Annotated in this window: 13 protein-coding genes; 6 read left to right on the top strand and 7 right to left on the bottom strand. The window is 58.4% G+C overall.

Annotated features, from left to right (window positions below; translation table 11 throughout):
- Positions 1-53: 53 nt before the first annotated feature.
- Complete coding sequence (locus tag ACP7E4_RS02055) at positions 54-863, top strand: hypothetical protein (protein ID WP_426111183.1); 810 nt, start codon at positions 54-56, stop codon at positions 861-863.
- A gap of 198 nt (positions 864-1,061) precedes the next feature.
- Here the strand turns inward: ACP7E4_RS02055 and ACP7E4_RS02060 are convergent, their stop codons facing one another.
- The 3 genes from ACP7E4_RS02060 to ACP7E4_RS02070 all read right to left on the bottom strand — a co-directional run bounded on the left by ACP7E4_RS02060 (position 1,062) and on the right by ACP7E4_RS02070 (position 4,389).
- Positions 1,062-2,240 (bottom strand): vWA domain-containing protein, encoded by a 1,179-nt coding sequence (locus tag ACP7E4_RS02060; protein WP_426111185.1) that lies wholly within the window; start codon positions 2,238-2,240, stop codon positions 1,062-1,064.
- Positions 2,241-2,261: 21 nt separating this feature from the next.
- Positions 2,262-3,107 carry an AAA family ATPase gene (locus tag ACP7E4_RS02065; RefSeq protein WP_065834895.1) on the bottom strand — a complete coding sequence of 282 codons (846 nt, stop codon included), beginning with the start codon at positions 3,105-3,107 and terminating at the stop codon, positions 2,262-2,264.
- A gap of 214 nt (positions 3,108-3,321) precedes the next feature.
- On the bottom strand, positions 3,322-4,389 hold the full coding sequence (locus ACP7E4_RS02070; RefSeq protein WP_426111188.1) for a DUF748 domain-containing protein: 1,068 nt from the start codon (positions 4,387-4,389) through the stop codon (positions 3,322-3,324).
- A gap of 137 nt (positions 4,390-4,526) precedes the next feature.
- On the opposite strand from ACP7E4_RS02070, the gene cysK reads away from it, so the two are divergent.
- From cysK to ACP7E4_RS02085, 3 genes are all read left to right on the top strand, one after another.
- Positions 4,527-5,501 carry a cysteine synthase A gene (gene cysK / locus ACP7E4_RS02075; RefSeq protein ID WP_426111190.1) on the top strand — a complete coding sequence of 325 codons (975 nt, stop codon included), beginning with the start codon at positions 4,527-4,529 and terminating at the stop codon, positions 5,499-5,501.
- Between the two features lie 177 nt (positions 5,502-5,678).
- Positions 5,679-6,617, top strand: a complete 939-nt coding sequence (locus ACP7E4_RS02080; protein WP_426111192.1) for an aspartyl/asparaginyl beta-hydroxylase domain-containing protein — start codon at positions 5,679-5,681, stop codon at positions 6,615-6,617.
- Positions 6,618-7,100: 483 nt separating this feature from the next.
- Positions 7,101-7,958, top strand: coding sequence for a DMT family transporter (locus ACP7E4_RS02085; protein ID WP_426111193.1), 858 nt, complete (start codon positions 7,101-7,103; stop codon positions 7,956-7,958).
- A 98-nt stretch (positions 7,959-8,056) separates the two neighbouring features.
- On the opposite strand, the gene ACP7E4_RS02090 is transcribed toward ACP7E4_RS02085, so the two are convergent.
- The gene (locus tag ACP7E4_RS02090; RefSeq protein WP_426111195.1) at positions 8,057-8,962 is read right to left on the bottom strand and encodes a DMT family transporter; all 906 of its coding nucleotides are present in this window, start codon (positions 8,960-8,962) and stop codon (positions 8,057-8,059) included.
- A 141-nt stretch (positions 8,963-9,103) separates the two neighbouring features.
- On the opposite strand from ACP7E4_RS02090, the gene aceK reads away from it, so the two are divergent.
- Entirely contained in the window at positions 9,104-10,822 is a 1,719-nt protein-coding gene (gene aceK / locus ACP7E4_RS02095) for a bifunctional isocitrate dehydrogenase kinase/phosphatase (protein WP_426111197.1), read from the top strand.
- A gap of 215 nt (positions 10,823-11,037) precedes the next feature.
- On the opposite strand, the gene ACP7E4_RS02100 is transcribed toward aceK, so the two are convergent.
- Both ACP7E4_RS02100 and ACP7E4_RS02105 read right to left on the bottom strand, forming a co-directional pair.
- Complete coding sequence (locus ACP7E4_RS02100; protein ID WP_426111199.1) at positions 11,038-14,511, bottom strand: hybrid sensor histidine kinase/response regulator; 3,474 nt, start codon at positions 14,509-14,511, stop codon at positions 11,038-11,040.
- Positions 14,512-14,968: 457 nt separating this feature from the next.
- Entirely contained in the window at positions 14,969-15,232 is a 264-nt protein-coding gene (locus tag ACP7E4_RS02105; RefSeq protein ID WP_426111201.1) for a hypothetical protein, read from the bottom strand.
- Between the two features lie 510 nt (positions 15,233-15,742).
- Between ACP7E4_RS02105 and ACP7E4_RS02110 the strand changes: the two genes are divergently transcribed.
- On the top strand, positions 15,743-17,617 hold the full coding sequence (locus ACP7E4_RS02110; protein WP_426111203.1) for an MFS transporter: 1,875 nt from the start codon (positions 15,743-15,745) through the stop codon (positions 17,615-17,617).
- 7 nt (positions 17,618-17,624) lie between these two features.
- Here the strand turns inward: ACP7E4_RS02110 and ACP7E4_RS02115 are convergent, their stop codons facing one another.
- The gene (locus ACP7E4_RS02115; protein ID WP_426111205.1) at positions 17,625-18,581 is read right to left on the bottom strand and encodes an alpha/beta hydrolase; all 957 of its coding nucleotides are present in this window, start codon (positions 18,579-18,581) and stop codon (positions 17,625-17,627) included.

Consider the following 18,581-nt stretch of genomic DNA (forward strand, 5'->3'; position numbering starts at 1 on the left):
ATTTTTCGTTATTGCCGTTAACCCTAGGACAACGGTTGATATGGGAGAGTGTTATGTTTGATCCACAAGCAGGTATGACACATGGTACTCGTGTGATAGGGCTTGGTCATAAGCTACATGTCGGTATGACTTACTGGCAATCGATGACCGCTCGTTATGAAGAACTGGTCGCGGCAGGAGATATGACTGAACGGTTGCAAGTTATTTACGATTCCAGAATGGCAACGGAAGGCATCGTTTACACGCTTGATGACAAAAATCAATTCGACATTGTGTCGGGAGAAGAAAAGCTGGCGAAGGGCCGTGCTATAGCCAGGGACTACGGGCTTGAGGTATGGGAAAGTAATATCTATGGTGAATTAAGCACCTATGATTTTACCATCCTGAGGGCATTGCATTATGAGGCTCAATACAGACTGGAAGATATGCAGCTGGAATTTGATGAGTTCAAGGAGCAGATGCGGATATCGCTTCCAGATCTGGTGGGCAAGAACTTTGGATTCACCATAAATGAACATGGTAGTCTGGAAATTACATCACCCGACGGCGCCTTAACTGACCGAGAGAAAATGCAGCTGGATGCCTGGATTAATGACCGAGACCGATTGAAAGAATTGACCTTTGATCATGCCAAACTGGTGACCTATATCTTGAAACATGATCCTCGGCTGAGAGCCGAGGAGTCAATGGTGACGCTGGAAAATATCAGTAAATTTATTGATTACGGCGTGCTCCTGCAATCCTGTGCGATACGACCGGGGAACGAGAACTCGTGGATGGAGCAGTTGCAGAGAAATGTGCGAGAAATGACGCGGGAGCAGGAGGCGGACAGGGCGAGGGAAAACAACTCTGGCAAAGTTTAAGCCTTGGGGCGAAGGTCCAAAGCGTCGCGCATCGGCGGCATGTTGAGTATTTACGTGCGCTAACAAACAGCCGCTGACACCTGCTGGAGCGAGGTACTCCTGTAGGAGCCGAGCTTGCTCGCGAAAGCGTCACATCAGTCAATCGAGATGCCGCCGGTAAACCGATTCGCGGGCAAGCCTCGCTCCAACGAGTTGTAATTATTTGGACAGAAAACGCATCCCTTCTTCTAGTCCACGCAAGGTCAGCGGATACATCTGATCCTCGATCAAGTCCCGCACGATGTTGGTCGAAGTGGTGTAGGCCCAGGCGTCTTTCGGGTAGGGATTGATCCAGATGAGTTTCTTGAACTTGGCGGTAAAGCGTTGCATCCACAAGTAACCGGGCTCTTCGTTCCAGTGCTCTACACTGCCGCCGGCCTGAGTAATCTCATAAGGCGCCATTGAGGCGTCGCCGATGAAGATGACTTTGTAGTCTGCACCGTATTTATGCAGCAGATCTTGCGTGGCCGTGCGTTCCGAGCCGCGTCGGGAGTTGTTCTTCCAGACGGATTCATAAATGAAGTTATGGAAGTAAAAGTATTCCAGATGCTTGAACTCGGTCTTGCAGGCCGAGAACAATTCTTCGCAGATTTTTACGTGGGCGTCCATCGAGCCGCCAATGTCGAACAGCAGCAATAACTTGATGGTATTGCGCCGTTCCGGACGCATCTGGATATTCAGCAGTCCGGCGTCGCGAGCGGTGTGGTCAATGGTGCCATCGATGTCCAGTTCTTCAGCCGCACCCTGGCGTGCGAACTTACGCAGGCGGCGCAGAGCGATCTTGATGTTGCGGGTGCCCAGTTCGACTTGATCGTCGAGGTTCTTGTATTCGCGCTGATCCCAGACCTTGACCGCCTTGCCCTTGCGTTCGCCAGCGTCGCCCACGCGAATGCCTTCCGGGTTATAACCGCCGGAGCCAAACGGGCTGGTGCCGCCGGTGCCGATCCATTTGTTGCCGCCCGCGTGGCGTTCTTTCTGTTCTTCGAGGCGTTTCTTGAATTCCTCGATGAGTTTGTCCAGGCCGCCCAGCGATTGAATCTGCGCCCGCTCTTCTTCGCTCAGGGAGCGTTCGAACTCCTTGCGCAGCCAGTCTTCGGGGATCAGCGCCTTGAGATGATCATCGAGCTTTTCCAGACCGTTGAAATAGGCACCGAACGCCCGGTCGAACTTGTCGAAGTGACGTTCGTCCTTGACCAGGATCGTGCGCGCCAGATAGTAGAACTCGTCCATGTCAGCGAAGGTGACTCGCTGTTTCAGGGCGTTGATCAGGTCCAGCAGTTCACGCACCGAGACCGGCACCTTGGCTGCGCGCATTTCGTTGAACAGGTTGAGCAGCATGGCCGTCGTCCTTCCCGAGAATCAGCGATTGCCGCGACGGCTCATGAACGCCAGTCGCTCAAGCAGCTGAACGTCCTGCTCATTTTTGACCAGCGCCCCGGCCAGCGGCGGAATGGCCTTGGTCGGATCGCGCTCGCGCAGCACCGCTTCGCCAATGTTGTCGGCCATCAGCAGTTTCAGCCAGTCGACCAGTTCCGAGGTGGAGGGTTTTTTCTTCAGGCCGGGCACTTTACGCACATCGAAAAACACGTCCAGCGCTTCGCTGACCAGCTCCTTCTTGATGTCCGGATAATGCACATCGACAATTTTCTGCAGGGTTGGGCGGTCAGGGAAGGCGATGTAGTGGAAGAAGCAGCGGCGCAGAAAGGCGTCCGGCAACTCTTTTTCGTTGTTGGAGGTAATGATGATGATCGGACGGATTTTGGCTTTGATGGTCTCGTCGATTTCGTAAACGTAGAACTCCATCTTGTCGAGTTCTTGCAGCAGGTCGTTGGGGAATTCGATGTCGGCCTTGTCGATTTCGTCGATCAGCAGAATAACGCGCTCTTCAGCTTCGAAGGCTTCCCAGAGCTTGCCCTTCTTCAGGTAATTGCGCACATCGTGGACTTTATCCACACCCAGCTGCGAATCCCGCAGACGACTGACGGCATCGTATTCGTAGAGGCCCTGATGCGCCTTGGTGGTGGACTTGATGTGCCAGGTGATCAATTTGGCGCCGAAGGACTCGGCCAGTTGTTCGGCGAGCATGGTTTTGCCGGTGCCGGGTTCACCTTTGACCAGCAACGGGCGCTCCAGGGTAATTGCCGCGTTGACCGCCAGCTTGAGGTCGTCAGTGGCGACGTATGCGCGGGTGCCTTCGAACTTCATCGGTAAATCCTCGAACATGCCTTATCAATGCACGGACTATAACGCGCAGCTTCGGCCACTGTGAACGCAGACCGGGCATTCAATTGGTGAATGGGCGGTCGCGGGCAGCGCATTTAAGTGGGACCGGCTTTAGCCGGGAAGAAGCCCAGCCATGCCCGGTTCTGCGGTGTAGCACAAGATGCATTCCTGGCTAAAGCCGGTCCCACAAACTGACCTAGCCCTTGCTCCCGTCATACCGCGCATTGAATGCCTGAACAAAGGCATTGCGCAAAATCTGCAAAAACGCCTGAAACGCGCTGATATCCTGTTTGTGCACGCTGCCGCTGAGGTTGACACGGGTGGCGAACTGGTTTTTGCTCTGGTTTTTCAGCACGGTTTCGCTGGTGCCGACCACCGCTTCCCAGATCGAACGAAAGAAGCCTTTGTTCTGATTCTCGACATCCTGTTGCCAGTTGAAGACATCAACATCGCGCAGCAGCGGCTTGATATACCCGGTCAGTTGCCCTTTGTTGGCCTGCGCCTCAATGACCAGGTCGCCGCTGCCGGCGTTGAAGTCGAACTTGCCGTAGGCCGATGCAAAATCGTTTAGACGCTTTAGCTCGATGCCGGTAGCGCGAAGGCGGAAGTCGAAGTCTTCGAAGTTGCTGAACGGATCGAACGTCGCCGACGACTCCATATTCGCATGACCCAGCAGCAGTGCTCTGCCCTCGAAGCGCGCATCGCGTTTGCCTTCGACGTCCTCGACATTCGTCAGGTTATAAAGGCTGGCGTTGACCTTGTCGGCTTCGATTTTCACCTTCGGCGTGGTGGTGAAATTGTTGAAGGTGATAACCCCGTCCTGAATGCGGACTTCGTTGAGCGTGACGGGCAACAGCTTGTTCATTTGCGCGCGCCAGTCAGTGCCCTGACCGGTCTGCGACGCTTGCTTGTTGGCGCCGCCATCGACGAAGTTCAGCTCCGGCCGCTGAAACACCACTTCGGCCACCACCGCATGGTCGTACCACAACGAATGCCAGCTGACCGCCAGGTCGATGACCGGTACTTTGACGAACGGCACGGGCACCTTGCCATCGACCTTGACGATATTCAGCCCATTGATCCTGTACGCGCCGCGCCACAACGCCAGGTCGACATCCGTGACCTGCCCGCGGTAATCGCCCATGTCGGCGAGCTTGTCGTTCAAATAGTTGCGCACTACGTAGGGGAGGGCGATGTGCACAGCAATCAGCAGCACGGCGATTCCCGCGAGGGTCCAGAGTGGCCAGCTGTAGCGACGTTTCATGGTAGCGGTCTCGGGTTTTGTTCAGTTGTTGACTGCATACGCGCGCATCCGTTCGCTGTGACTGGACGGCCGCAGGGCTGGGGGCATAGGCTTTGGTTTTACAAAGCCCCTTAACGAACGTGCACAAGGACACCACCATGAGCCGTATCTACGCTGACAACGCCCATTCAATCGGTAACACGCCGCTGGTGCAGATCAACCGCATTGCTCCGCGCGGGGTCACCATCCTGGCCAAGATCGAAGGGCGCAATCCAGGCTACTCGGTGAAATGCCGGATCGGCGCGAACATGATCTGGGACGCTGAAAGCAAGGGCAAACTCAAGCCCGGCATGACCATTGTCGAACCGACTTCGGGTAATACCGGCATTGGCCTGGCCTTCGTTGCCGCCGCCCGTGGCTATAAATTGATGCTCACTATGCCGGCTTCCATGAGTATCGAACGCCGCAAAGTGCTCAAGGCACTGGGTGCCGAGCTGGTGTTGACCGAGCCCGCCAAAGGCATGAAAGGCGCCATCGAAAAAGCTGAAGAACTGCTGGCCAGCGATCCTGAAAAATTCTTCATGCCCGCTCAGTTCGACAACCCGGCCAACCCGGCAATCCATGAAAAAACCACTGGCCCGGAAATCTGGAACGACACCGACGGCGCGATTGATGTCCTGGTTGCCGGCGTCGGCACCGGCGGCACGATTACCGGAGTGTCGCGCTACATCAAGAACACGGCGGGCAAGCCGATTCTGTCGGTTGCGGTCGAACCCCTCGGTTCACCGATCATCACCCAGGCGCGTGCCGGTGAAGAAATCAAACCCAGCCCGCACAAGATTCAGGGCATTGGCGCCGGTTTCATCCCGAGAAACCTGGACCTGTCACTGGTCGACCGGGTGGAACTGGTCAGTGACGAGGAAGCCAAAGCCATGGCACTGCGCCTGATGCAGGAAGAAGGCATCTTGTGCGGGATTTCCTGTGGCGCAGCCATGGCGGCAGCGGTGCGCATGGCCGAAACGCCGGAAATGCAGGGCAAGACTATCGTGGTGATCCTGCCGGATTCCGGCGAGCGTTACTTGTCGAGCATGTTGTTCAGCGATCTGTTTACCGATCAGGAGCTGCAACAGTAACAATATCTTTAGTCTTGCCAGCTTTTGGTAAGGTTGGCTTGCGTTTATGATGGCCGGCTCGCGAACCGCAAAGGGGTTGTTCCAGATCATTCCGGGCGGTTCGCCAGCCGCATAAGATCCACGATTTTCCAGCACTACGTTCAGCGCTTGGCCATTGCCTGTTTCGAGGAGAGTTAGATGACGTTTTCATTTGCTGCCAAGGCATCGATTCTGATGCTATTTCTGGCCAGCACGCTGTACGTGCATCTGCGCGGTAAAGCGCGTTTGCCGTTGCTACGTCAGTTCGTTAACCACTCGGCGCTGTTCGCACCTTATAACGCCTTGATGTACCTGTTTTCCAAAGTGCCGTCCAGGCCGTATCTGAATCGTCGGGACTTTCCCGAGCTGGACGTGCTGAAGAACAACTGGGAAGTCATTCGCGACGAAGCCATGCATTTGTTCGACGAAGGTTATATTCGCGCCGCCGAAAAGAACAACGACGCCGGTTTCGGTTCGTTCTTCAAGAAGGGCTGGAAACGCTTTTACCTCAAGTGGTACGACAAAGCCTTGCCTTCGGCCGAAGCGCTCTGCCCAAAGACCGTGGCACTGGTCAACAGCATTCCCAACGTCAAAGGCGCCATGTTCGCGCTGTTGCCGGGTGACAGCCATTTGAACCCGCATCGCGACCCGTTCGCCGGTTCCTTGCGTTATCACTTGGGCTTGTCCACCCCCAACTCCGATGACTGCCGAATTTTTGTCGACGGTCAGGTGTACGCATGGCGCGACGGCGAAGACGTGATGTTCGACGAAACCTATGTGCACTGGGTCAAGAACGAAACCGACAAGACTCGCGTCATCCTGTTCTGCGACATCGAACGCCCGCTGCGCAGCCGCGTCATGACCCGCATCAATCGCTGGGTCAGCGCCTGGCTGGGTCGCGCCACCGCGCCGCAAAACCTGGATGACGAGCGCGTCGGCGGCATCAATCGCGCCTACGCCTGGAGCAAGAGCTTCAGTGACGTCTTCAGCGGCAAGGTCAAACAACTCAAGCGCAAGCATCCCAAGGCTTATCGGGTACTGCGCCCGGTGCTGGCGGTTGTGGTTCTGGTGTTGCTGGGTTATTGGCTGTTTGGTTGAATCCTGATCTGTGGGAGCGAGCTTGCTCGCGAAGGCGTCAGGGCGGGTGCTAGATGTGTTGTCTGGAGTTCCCAATTCGCGAGCAAGCTCGCTCCCACAAATCCTCCCCAGCCCGCTATTGCTTAACTTGTGCGCCGCTGGTTATAGTCGGCGTTGGCATTGCTGAAACCTTTTTTGCAATGCCTCCTCATCCCTCAAGAAGACGAGCACCATGCCTGCTTCCCACGTTCAATTGAAGTTCGACGCCGCAGCCTTCGCTGCTGCCGAGCCGTGTGGATGCAAACAGCTCTCCTTCATGCGTTACCCGCCACCTTCCCCTGTGAACACGTCGGTTGCAGCACCGCCAGGCGTTGTCCTGCCGGTTTGACTGGCCGCTTCTAACCAAGCCGCGCCTGTCGATACAACCGCAAAAAACTCGCAAAACACCTCGTTGGCCCGAACTTGCCGGGCCTGCAAATGCGTGTCCGATCACAGGTGGTATCCATGTTCATCAATACAAAACTGGCTTCGTTGGCCACTACAACGTTATTCGTCCTGCTGTGGAGCAGCGGGGCGATTTTCTCCAAGTGGGGGCTGGCCCACGCGTCGCCGTTCGCTTTCCTGTTGATCCGCTTCCTGCTGGCACTGGTCGCCCTTGCAGTATTGATTCCGATGCTCGGCTACAAGCTGCCTGCTACCGGCAAACCTTTGCTGTATGCCGCAGTGACCGGCGCTGTGTTGCTGGGGGCTTATCAGATTTTCTATCTGCTGGCGCTGGACCTGAAAGTCACGCCCGGTGTGATGGCGACCATCATGGGCGTGCAGCCGATCCTGACTGCGGTGGTCATGGAGCGCAATCGGGCCTGGACGCGCCTGTTTGGCCTGGCGCTGGGGCTGGCGGGACTGATTCTGGTGGTCTATCAGAGTATCGGCCTGGGCGGGATGTCCATGGCGGGCATGCTGTTTGGCTTGCTGGCGATGCTCAGCATGACCTGCGGCTCGATCATGCAAAAGCGCATCACCGATAACCCGCTGGGAACCCTGCCGGTGCAATACCTGGCAGGCGCGCTGTTGTGTGGCGTGTTCGTGCCGTTTCAGCCGTTCCACTTTGAAATCAGCACCGGCTTCATCGTGCCGGTGCTGTGGATGGGGCTGGTGGTGTCGGTGCTGGCGACGTTCCTGCTGTATCGATTGATCGCCCAGGGCAATCTGGTCAACGTCACCAGCCTGTTCTATCTGGTCCCGGCGGTGACGGCGATCATGGACTACCTGGTTTTCGGCAACCGGCTGGCGATGCTGAGCCTGTTCGGCATGCTGCTGATTGTGGTAGGGCTGATGTTTGTGTTTCGTAAGCCGAGTTAAACCTTACTGGAATACAAACCTTTGTAGGAGCCAACTTGTGTGGGAGCGAGCTTGCTCGCGAATTGGCCTGACACATCGCCTCGCGAACAAGTTCGCTCCTACAGTTTTGCCTTCGCCGACCCCACCGCCGCAGGCCTCAATACCAGCCACAACGCCACTGCGATCAGCGCGCCGCCATACAGGTGCGCCATGGACAGCGGCTCATCCAGCAGCAACGCGCCCCACAGCACGCCGAATGGCGGAATCATGAAGGTCACGGTCATCGAGCTGAGCGGGCCGATACTGCTCATCAGGCGGAAATACAGAATGTAGGCAAACGCCGTGCAGATCAGGCCCAACCCCAGCAGCGACGCCCAGACGCTAATACCACCCCAATTCGCGGGAGGATCGGTGATCACCCGATAGCCGAACAATGGCAAAAGCAGCAGGGTGGCGCCAAGCATGCTGCCCAGTGCCGAAAGCCGGCTGTCCAGACCGCCTTGCTGATCCAGCCAGCGCCGGGTCAGGAACCCAGCGAACGCGTAGCAGGTAGTCGCCAGCAGGCAAGACAGTGCGCCGGTCAGCAACTCCAGATTGAAAGCCACCGGCCCTGCGCGCGTCAGGATTCCCACACCAACCAGGCCGAGGAACACGCCGAGGATTTTCACCGTCGAGAGTTTTTCGTTGAAGAACAAGCCGCCGATCAGAACGCCCATCAGCGGCGTGGTGGCGTTGAAGATCGACGAATAACCGGCGGGCATGACCTGCGCCGCCAGCGAATACATGGTCGCCGGCAGCCCCGAGTTGATCACGCCCAGCATCATGCAGGTCTTGAGCTTGCCGCGAAAATCCCAGTCGATGCGCATCAGCCAGAGAATGATCAGCAGTCCGACCGCCGCAATCGATACGCGAAAAAAGGCCGTGGGCACGGTGCCCAGCACCGGCGCGATGATGCGCATGAACAAAAAGCTCGCGCCCCAGATCGCGGCCAGCGCAATCAGGCGAATAATGTCGGCGGGTTTCATGGAAAGTCTTCCTTGGCAGAAGGCCGGGAGTTTTACCGGGAGGCGAGGGCGGTTGCAATCTTTGCTGACGATTTTCCTCGCCCGTCCAGATGCCTCAGGCGCTGCTAAGCTGCGGCATACCCATTCAGCAGAGATACGCCTATGTCCACGCCCTGGCCCGCCGCTGATATCGCTCGCATGATCCTGGAGGGTTTCGACGATTATCGGGAGGATTTCCGGCAGATCGCCGACGGCGCCCAGGCTCGTTTTGAGCAGGCGCTGTGGCAGGAAGCCCAGCGCGCTTCGGCGGCGCGGATCAGCCTCTACGAGGAGAAGGTCAACCAGACCATCCAGACCCTTGGATCAGCCTTCGCCACCGAGCAATTGCTCAACGTGACGTGCTGGCCGCTGGTCAAAAGCGCTTACATTCAGCTGATTGACGTGCGCCTGGACGACGAACTCTCGGAAACCTGGTTCAACTCGATTTTCTGCGGGTTGTTCAGTCATGACCTGATCAGCGACGGCTGCATGTTCATCCACACCACGCGACCGAGCTTGCGCCATCACGAGCGCGCCGCCCAGACGCGGACCTTTCACCCGCAAGGTGATTTGTCCGGCATGCTGGAGCAGATTTTCAGCGCCTACCGGTTCAGCGTTTCCTACGCCGATCTGCCCGGCGACCTGCAACGGCTGGAAGCACAGCTGCGCGAGAGCCTGCCCGACTGGGTGTGCAAGGACCCGAATCTGAGCGTCGAACTGTTTTCATCGATCCTGTTCCGCAATAAGGGCGCGTACCTGGTGGGCCGGGTGTTTACCCTCGACGAGCAATGGCCGCTGGTAATTGCGCTGCTGCACCCGGAAGGTCAAGGCATCCGGATCGATGCGCTGATCATGGACGAAGCCGAAGTGTCGATCATTTTTTCCTTCACCCGCTCGTACTTCATGGTGGATGTGCCGGTGCCGGCGGAATTCGTCAGCTTCCTCAAGCGCATCCTGCCGGGCAAACACATTGCCGAGCTGTACACCTCGATTGGCTTCTACAAGCACGGCAAGTCGGAGTTCTATCGCGCGCTGATCAATCATCTGGCCAGCACCGATGATCGCTTCATCATGGCGCCCGGCGTGCGTGGCATGGTCATGAGCGTGTTCACCCTGCCGGGCTTCAATACCGTGTTCAAGATCATCAAGGATCGGTTTTCACCGTCCAAGAACGTCAACCGCGCGACCGTCATCGAAAAATACCGGCTGGTGAAAAACGTCGATCGGGTCGGGCGTATGGCCGATACCCAGGAGTTCGCCGATTTTCGTTTCCCGTTGAGCAAATTCGACCCCGACTGCCTGACCGAGCTGCTGCAAGTGGCGGCGGCGACAGTGGCGTTGGAGGACGATACGGTGCTGATCCGGCACTGCTGGACCGAACGACGCATGACCCCGCTGAATCTGTACCTGGAGCACGCCAACGACGCGCAGATTCGCGAAGCGCTGGAAGACTACGGGCTGGCGATCAAGCAATTGGCTGCGGCGAATATCTTCCCCGGCGACATGCTGCTGAAGAATTTCGGCGTCACCCGGCATGGGCGCGTGGTGTTTTATGACTACGACGAAATCTGCTACCTGACCGAAGCCAACTTTCGCCACATTCCCGCGCCGCGCACACCGGAAGATGAAATGGCCTCCGAGCCCTGGTATTCCATCGGTCCGCTTGACGTTTTCCCTGAGGAATTCCCGCCGTTTCTGTTTGCCGATATCAAGCAGCGGCGGCTATTCGACAGCCTGCATGGCGACCTGTACGACGCCGATTACTGGAAAGGCCTGCAGGACGCGATTCTGGCTGGGAAGGTGATTGATGTGTTTCCGTATAAGCGCAAAGAAAGGCCGTAGTGAAGTCGGTAGGAGGGAATCCATTCCCGAAGAGGCCGGAACATCCGACGCATCTCTAGCGCCTGGAATGCCGCCTTCCCGGATAAATCCGGTCCCACGGGATCGCGCCGATTTCGAAATTGTGGGACCGAATTTATTCGGGAAGAGGTCGGGACCGACTCCGACTGTTTCGCTGACTGAGCTGACGCCTTCCCGGATAAATCCGGTCCCACGGTTCAATTCAAACTCACATGCCGACTCAACAACGCACGGAGCGCCGCAGGTTTGACGGGTTTGGCCAGGAAATCCAGCCCGGCGGCGTGGACTTGCGCGATGAGTTCCGGGCGGCCGTCGGCACTGATGACCACGCCGGGCACCGGTTCTCCCAGTCGGGTGCGTAGCCAGGCCATCAATTCGGTGCCGGTTTCGCCCTCGTCCAGATGGAAATCCACCAGCGCCAGTTGCGGCCGCACGCCTTGTTCCAGCAACGCTTCGCACTGCTGGCGGTTGCGCGCGGTCCAGACCTGGCAACCCCAGCGCGTGAGCAGGCTGTTCATGCCAATCAAAATGCTGTCTTCATTGTCGATGCACAGCACCTGAGTGCCACTGAGCATTGGCCGATCCGGCTCGCTGACTTTTTCGGCGACTGGCGTCTGTATCCGGGCCAGCGGTACGCTGACGCTGAACACACTCCCTTTGCCCGGCCAGGAGCGCACCTGCAACGGATGGCCCAGCACGCGGCACAGCCCATCGGCAATCGCCAGCCCGAGTCCCAGGCCTTTTTCGGCGCGGGTCTGATGACTGTCCAGGCGCTTGAACTCCTCGAAAATGACCCGCTGCTTGTCCTCGGGAATGCCCGGCCCACGGTCCCAGACTTCCAGACTCAAATACGTGCCACGGCGTCGCACACCCAGCAGCACCGGGCCTTTGGCGTAGCGGAAAGCGTTGGTCAGGAAGTTCTGCAGCACGCGCCGCAGCAGTTTCAAGTCGCTGTCCACCCGCAGCGACGTGCCGCGTATACGAAATTTGATCCCTTGCTCCCGGGCCAGTGCCTTGAACTCGGCGCCGAGGGGATCGAACAAGGTGTTCAGGGCAAATGGCTGGCGATCCGGGTTGATCTTGCCGTTCTCCAGGCGAGAAATATCCAGCAAGTCGCTGATCAAATCCTCGGCCGAGCGCAGCGAACTGTCCAGATGCTGCACCAACTGCTGGGACTCGGCGGACATTTCCCCGTCCTGATGGGACAGTGCTGCAGAAAACAGGCGAGCTGCATTCAACGGCTGCATCAGGTCATGACTGACCGCCGCTAGAAAGCGGGTTTTCGACTGGTTGGCCGCTTCGGCGGTGCCCTTGGCATCCGTCAGCGCGACGTTCAGCTGCGACAGCTCACGGGTACGTTCCGCCACGCGCTGCTCAAGGCTTTCATTGGCGCCGATGAGCGCATGCTCGGCATCGCGGAACGCGGTAATGTCGGTGAAACTCATGACAAAGCCGCCGCCGGGCATGGGGTTGCCGATCAACTCGATGACGCGACCGTTGGGGAACATTCGTTCCGAGGTGTGCGCACGGCCCTGGCGCATCCAGTGCAGACGGCGGGCGACGTGAACTTCAGCCTCGCCGGGGCCGCACAAACCGCGCTCGGCGTTGTAGCGAATGATGTCGGCGATGGGGCGGCCGACGCTAATCAAGCCTTCCGGATACTTGAACAACTCCAGATAACGATGATTCCACGCCACCAGCTTCAGGGACTGATCGACAACGCTGATGCCCTGAGTGATGTTCTCAATAGCACCTTGCAGCAGAGCCCGGTTGAACTGCAGGACCTCGGACGCTTCGTCGGCGATGCGCACCACGTCTTCGAGCTGCATTTCCCGGCCTTCGATGGCCGCCTTGACCACCGCGCGCGTCGATGACGCGCCCAAAACGCCGGCCAGCAAACGCTCGGTGTGGGCGATCCAGTCGGCATTGGCATTCTGGTTCGGGTTGAAGCCTTTTCCCTGACGGTAGGCAAAGCGAATAAAGCTTTGGCGTGCCCGTTCCTCACCCACAAAACGCGCCGAAAGGCTGAGCAGGTCTTCGATCTGCACGGCGAGCAACGGGCGGCTGCTGGGGCGTACATGGATTTCCTGACCAATGAAGCGTCCGGCCTGCCAATGCTCGGACACCCGCGTGCGGGAGATCACCGACACCCAGCCAAACAGAATGAAGTTGCCGGCCAGGGACAACACCACGCCTTGGGTCAGCGGGGTGATCGGCAGGTTCAGCGGATTGCCATGCAGCCAGGCCAGTAGCGGAAAAGTGCTCAACGACCAGCCCATGCCGTGGGCGGCAATCGGCAGCACCAAGGTGTAGAACCACAGGAAAATACCTGCGGCCAGCCCGGCAAACACACCGCGCCGATTGGCCTGCTTCCACCACAGCGCGCCGAACATCGCTGGGGACAGCTGAGTGATGGCGGCAAAGGCGATCTGGCCGATAGTTGCCAGGCTCGCCGTTGAGCCCAACAGCCGATAGCAGACATAAGCCAGCAACAGAATCACCACGATGCTGACCCGGCGCACCGACAACATCCAGTGGCGAAACGCCTCGAACGGTCGTTCGGTGGTTTTGCGGCTCAACAGCCAGGGCAACAGCATGTCGTTGGACACCATGGTCGACAGCGCGACGCTGGCGACAATCACCATGCCGGTCGCCGCCGAAGCGCCACCGATGAACGCCAGCAAGGCCAGCGACGGATGCGCATGGGCCAGCGGCAGGCTGATCACGAACGAGTCCGGCAGCACTGAACCCGGCAGCAACATTTGCCCGGCCAGTGCGATTGGCACCACAAACAAGGCCGCCAGGGCCAGGTAGGCCGGGAATACCCATTTGGCCAGGCGCAGATCCTGCGGGTCGATATTTTCCACCACCGTCACGTGAAACTGGCGCGGCAGACAGACAATCGCCATCATCGCGACGCCGGTCTGCACCACCATGGACGGCCAGTTGATGGTTTCCTTCCAGTATTGCTCCAGGCGCGGCGCGAGCATGGCCTGGTTGAACAGATCGTCGAAGCCGTCATACAGGCCGTAAGTAACAAACGCCCCGACCGCCATAAAAGCGAAGAGCTTGACCAGCGATTCAAAGGCGATCGCGAGCACCATGCCGCGATGGTGTTCGGTGACGTCCAGCGTGCGGGTACCAAACAGAATGGTGAACAGCGCCAGCACCAGCGACACGATCAACGCGGTGTCCTGCGCCCGGGTGCCGGTCGCGTCCGCCACCGCACCGATCAGGATATTCACCCCGAGCACGATGCCCTTGAGCTGCAAGGCTATATAAGGCAGCACACCCATCAGACAGATCAGCGCCACCACCACCGCCAGCGATTGCGACTTGCCGTAGCGCGCGGCGATGAAGTCAGCTATGGACGTGATGTTTTCCTGCTTGCTGATCAGCACCATCTTCTGCAAGACCCACGGCGCCAGCAACATCAGCACGATAGGCCCCAGATAAATCGGCAAGAACGACCACAACTGCTCGGCCGCCTGACCCACCGCACCGAAGAACGTCCAGCTGGTGCAATACACCGCCAGCGACAAGCTATACACCCACGCCCGTACTCGCGGCGGCAACGAGGTAGTGCGCCGATCACCGTAAAAGGCGATGGCGAACATAATGGCCATATAAACCAGGGCAACGGCAGCAATCAGCCCGCTGGACAGCGACATAGAAATTCAGAGCCTCAAGGACAAGCTCGCTAGTCTCGCATGCTGGCTCCGGTTCGTCAGTGTCGACCAAGGTCTGAGCGCTGTTGCGCCTTACCAACGATTCGCGGGCAAGCCTCGCCAACGGAATCGTGGTTCCTTGAGGTTTCGGGCCGCCTGCACCAACGCCTTCCCGGACAAGTCCGGTCCTACCTGGCGATACGCAACCCGGTAGGAGGGAACTTGTTCCCGAAGGCTGCTGCTGACAACGAAATTCTGCAGCGACTGCACCGACACCTTTCCGGATGAATCCGGTCCTACGGTTAACGTCGCGCTCCAACTGTAATTGGATGGACTCGCCCTCGCTGTCGTTGGCTTCTTAAGAATGCCACCGTGGCGCTACAGACGCCTCGGCTTGGGCGAGTCCATCCAATTACAGCGGATTTTGCTGGTTAGCTGTAGGAGCGGCCTGTGCCTGGAATCAATCTCCTAACTTATCCATCCGCACTTCCATCACCTCCAACACATCACAACTGTCCTGCAACAACAAACAAGCCGCCTGCGCGACATGGGCGAGGTGTTTTTCGTCGGGGTCTTTGAGGTCGGCGGTGCTCAGGCAAGCCATCAGGTTTTTCACGGCGGTCAGGCGTTCGACGGCGCAGTGGTGCAGGTCGGGGAAGGGCGCGTCTGGGTTGATGAAGAGGACGGTTTTTTGGTTTTGATTCAGCGGGGTGTAATGGGTCATGAAAAAGGTCCACAGGGTAGTTTTTAGACCTGTCGCCCGTTTCGTCGCCAAACAAAACTGGGTGACAGCTGTACGCAGGTTGGCGAACCGGTCATACCCACCCGGCAGACCCGAAGGTCTCCCACGCACAGCCGTCATGAATGTCGCCCACACAAGGTGAAGACAACTGAGCATTAAAAACTGTTGCATAGGTATGGGCCGGATCGCCAAATCCGGTCGCTGATGTGCAGCGACGGGGCGAATCATAGGGAGATGGTTTGTTCGGTGCAACCGCTGGCCGGATGATGGCGGGCTCGCTCCAACGGGATCGTGTTTTCTTGAGGTTTCGGGCCACCAGCGCCAACGCCTTCCCGGATAAACCCGGTCCCACGGGTTTTTGCTCGCTCAATAAGACCGGATTTCCCTGCACAATCAGAAACGTCCTATCGACATAACGTAAGCGAACGTCTTCAATGTGGCTCGCACTGGATCAAGCCCTTCCAATCGCAACGCTATTCAGGACCACGGACGATGAGCCACCCGTCACAATTCACCCTGTTGGGGAAACGCCGCTTCCTGCCGTTTTTCATTACGCAGTCCCTCGGGGCGTTCAATGACAATGTGCTCAAGCAGTCGTTGATTCTGGCGATTCTCTACAAGCTGGCCATAGAGGGTGACCGTTCGATCTGGGTCAATCTGTGCGCCTTGCTGTTCATCCTGCCGTTTTTCCTGTTCTCGGCGCTGGCCGGGCAGTTTGGCGAGAAGTACGCCAAGGATGCGTTGATCCGGCTGATCAAGCTAGGCGAGATAGGGATCATGCTGGTGGGCGCGGCGGGGTTCGTGTTCGGGCATTTGTGGCTGATGCTGCTGGCGCTGTTCGCCATGGGTACGCACTCGGCGCTGTTCGGGCCGGTGAAGTATTCGATCCTGCCGCAGCACCTGCGTGAAGAGGAACTGGTGGGCGGTAACGGGCTGGTGGAAATGGGCACGTTCCTGGCGATCCTGGCCGGCACCATCAGTGCCGGGGTGATGATGTCGGCTTCGAGCTACGCGCCGCTGGTCGCCAGCGTCATGGTGTTGGTGGCGTGCCTGGGTTATTTCGCCAGCCGCAGTATTCCCCGTGCGGCCGCCGCGACGCCGGAAATGAAAATCAACTGGAATATCTTCAGCCAGTCCTGGGCCACGTTGCGCATGGGCCTGAACCAGACACCAGCGGTGTCGCGCTCTATTGTCGGTAATTCGTGGTTCTGGTTTGTCGGCGCGATCTACCTCACGCAAATCCCGGCCTACGCCAAAGAGTGGCTGTACGGCGACGAAACCGTGGTGACGCTGATTCTGACTGTGTTTTCCATCGGCATTGCCGCAGGTTCGATGCTTTGTGAGCGTCTGTCCGGGCGCAAGGTGGAGATCGGTCTGGTGCCGTTCGGCTCCATGGGCCTGACGGTGTTTGGTTTATTGCTGTGGTGGCATTCGGGACAGATGCCGCAGAACGTCATGGCCAATGACTGGCTTCAGGTGCTGTCTTTCAGTCAGGCGTGGTGGGTGCTGATCGATATTCTGGGCATCGGCGTCTTCGGCGGCTTTTACATCGTGCCGCTGTACGCACTGATTCAGTCGCGCACCCTGGAGAGCGAACGCTCCCGGGTGATCGCCGCCAACAACATTCTCAACGCGCTGTTCATGGTGGTTTCGGCGCTGGTGTCGATCCTGCTGCTCAGCGTCGCCAAGCTGTCGATCCCGCAGCTGTTTCTGGTCATCTCGCTGATGAACATCGCGGTCAACACCTACATCTTCAAGATCGTTCCCGAGTTCACCATGCGCTTCCTGATCTGGCTGCTCAGCCATTCCATGTACCGCGTCGAGCACCGCAACCTGGAGCTGATTCCTGATGAAGGCGCAGCGCTGCTGGTTTGCAATCATGTGTCGTTCGTCGATGCGTTGCTGATTGGCGGCGCAGTGCGGCGGCCGATTCGTTTCGTGATGTATTACAAGATCTACAACTTGCCGGTGCTCAACTTTATCTTTCGCACCGCCGGGACGATTCCGATTGCCGGGCGTAACGAAGATCCGCAGATCTACGAACAAGCGTTCAGCCGGATTGCGCAGTACCTGAAAGACGGCGAGCTGGTATGCATCTTCCCGGAAGGCAAGCTGACCGGCGATGGGGAGATTGATGAGTTCAAGGGCGGCATGATCAAGGTGCTGGAACAGACGCAGGTGCCGGTGATTCCGCTGGCGTTGCAGGGTTTGTGGGGCAGCTTTTTCAGTCGCGATCCCAACAAGGGCGTGTTTCGGCGCTTGTGGTCGCGGGTCACGGTGATTGCCGGGCCAGCGCTGGCGGCCGATGGTTCGGCTCCTGCGCAGGCACGGGAACAGGTGGCGCTGCTGCGCGGAAGCCTGCGCTGAGCCGGTTTCAGTGTTTGAGCAGCCAGTCCTCAAGCACCGCGTAAACGCCGGGGATGGCTTCGCTGATGCCGCTCATGCGCAGAAAGTCATGCGTCAGGCCGTGCTGAATGTTCAGGGTCACCGCCGTGCCGGTGGCGCTGAGCAGTTCGGCGTACTCCACGCCCTCATCGAACAGTGGGTCGAATTCGGCCAGATTGATATAGGCAGGCGCCAGCGGCTTGAGGTCTTCAGTCAGCAACGGCGACATTCGCCAGTCGCTGCGCAGCGCTGGGTCGGAACTGTAATGCTGGTAAAACCACTGCAGGGTTTCACTCTCCAGCAGAAATCCTTGGTCATAACGCTGATGGGACGTTCGCGTTCGCGAGGCGTCGGTCACCGGATAAAAGAGTAATTGCGCCTTGGGCCGCAGCTGAATGCTCCGGGGTTCAAGCACGGCGCTGATCGCCAGTACCGTGGCCAGGGTTGCACCGACGCTGTCCCCTGCGACGCTGATGTGGCGGTTGTCGATGTCGAGGTTCGCGGCGTGTTCGGCCAGCCAGTTGGCGGCGTCCAGCGCGTCATTGACCGCCGTCGGGAAGGGTGCTTCCGGCGCCAGACGATAAGCGGGTGCGAGTACCGATTGGCGACCACTGGCAGCCAGGCGACGGCATATCGAATCGTGGGAATCCAGACTGCCCACCACGTAACCGCCGCCGTGAAAGTACAGAATTCCCGGTTGTGGCGTCGGTTCTTGCTGCGCCACGCGGTACAGCCTCGCCTCGATATGCTGGCCATCACGGGTCGGGATCGACAGCCTGCTGACCTCAATGGTGGCGGGCGGGCAAGGGTCGAGCACTTGCGAGGTCTGTTCGAATTCGGCGCGTGCCTGTTCGACACTCAGCTCGTGCATCGGGCGACTCTTGCCGCTCAGGCGGCCCATCTGCGCCAATTCCAGAAAACCTTCGAGGTCGGGGTCCAGAGGCAT

Origin of the sequence: Pseudomonas sp. DSP3-2-3, from assembly GCF_049898225.1 — a bacterium.
GTDB lineage: Bacteria > Pseudomonadota > Gammaproteobacteria > Pseudomonadales > Pseudomonadaceae > Aquipseudomonas.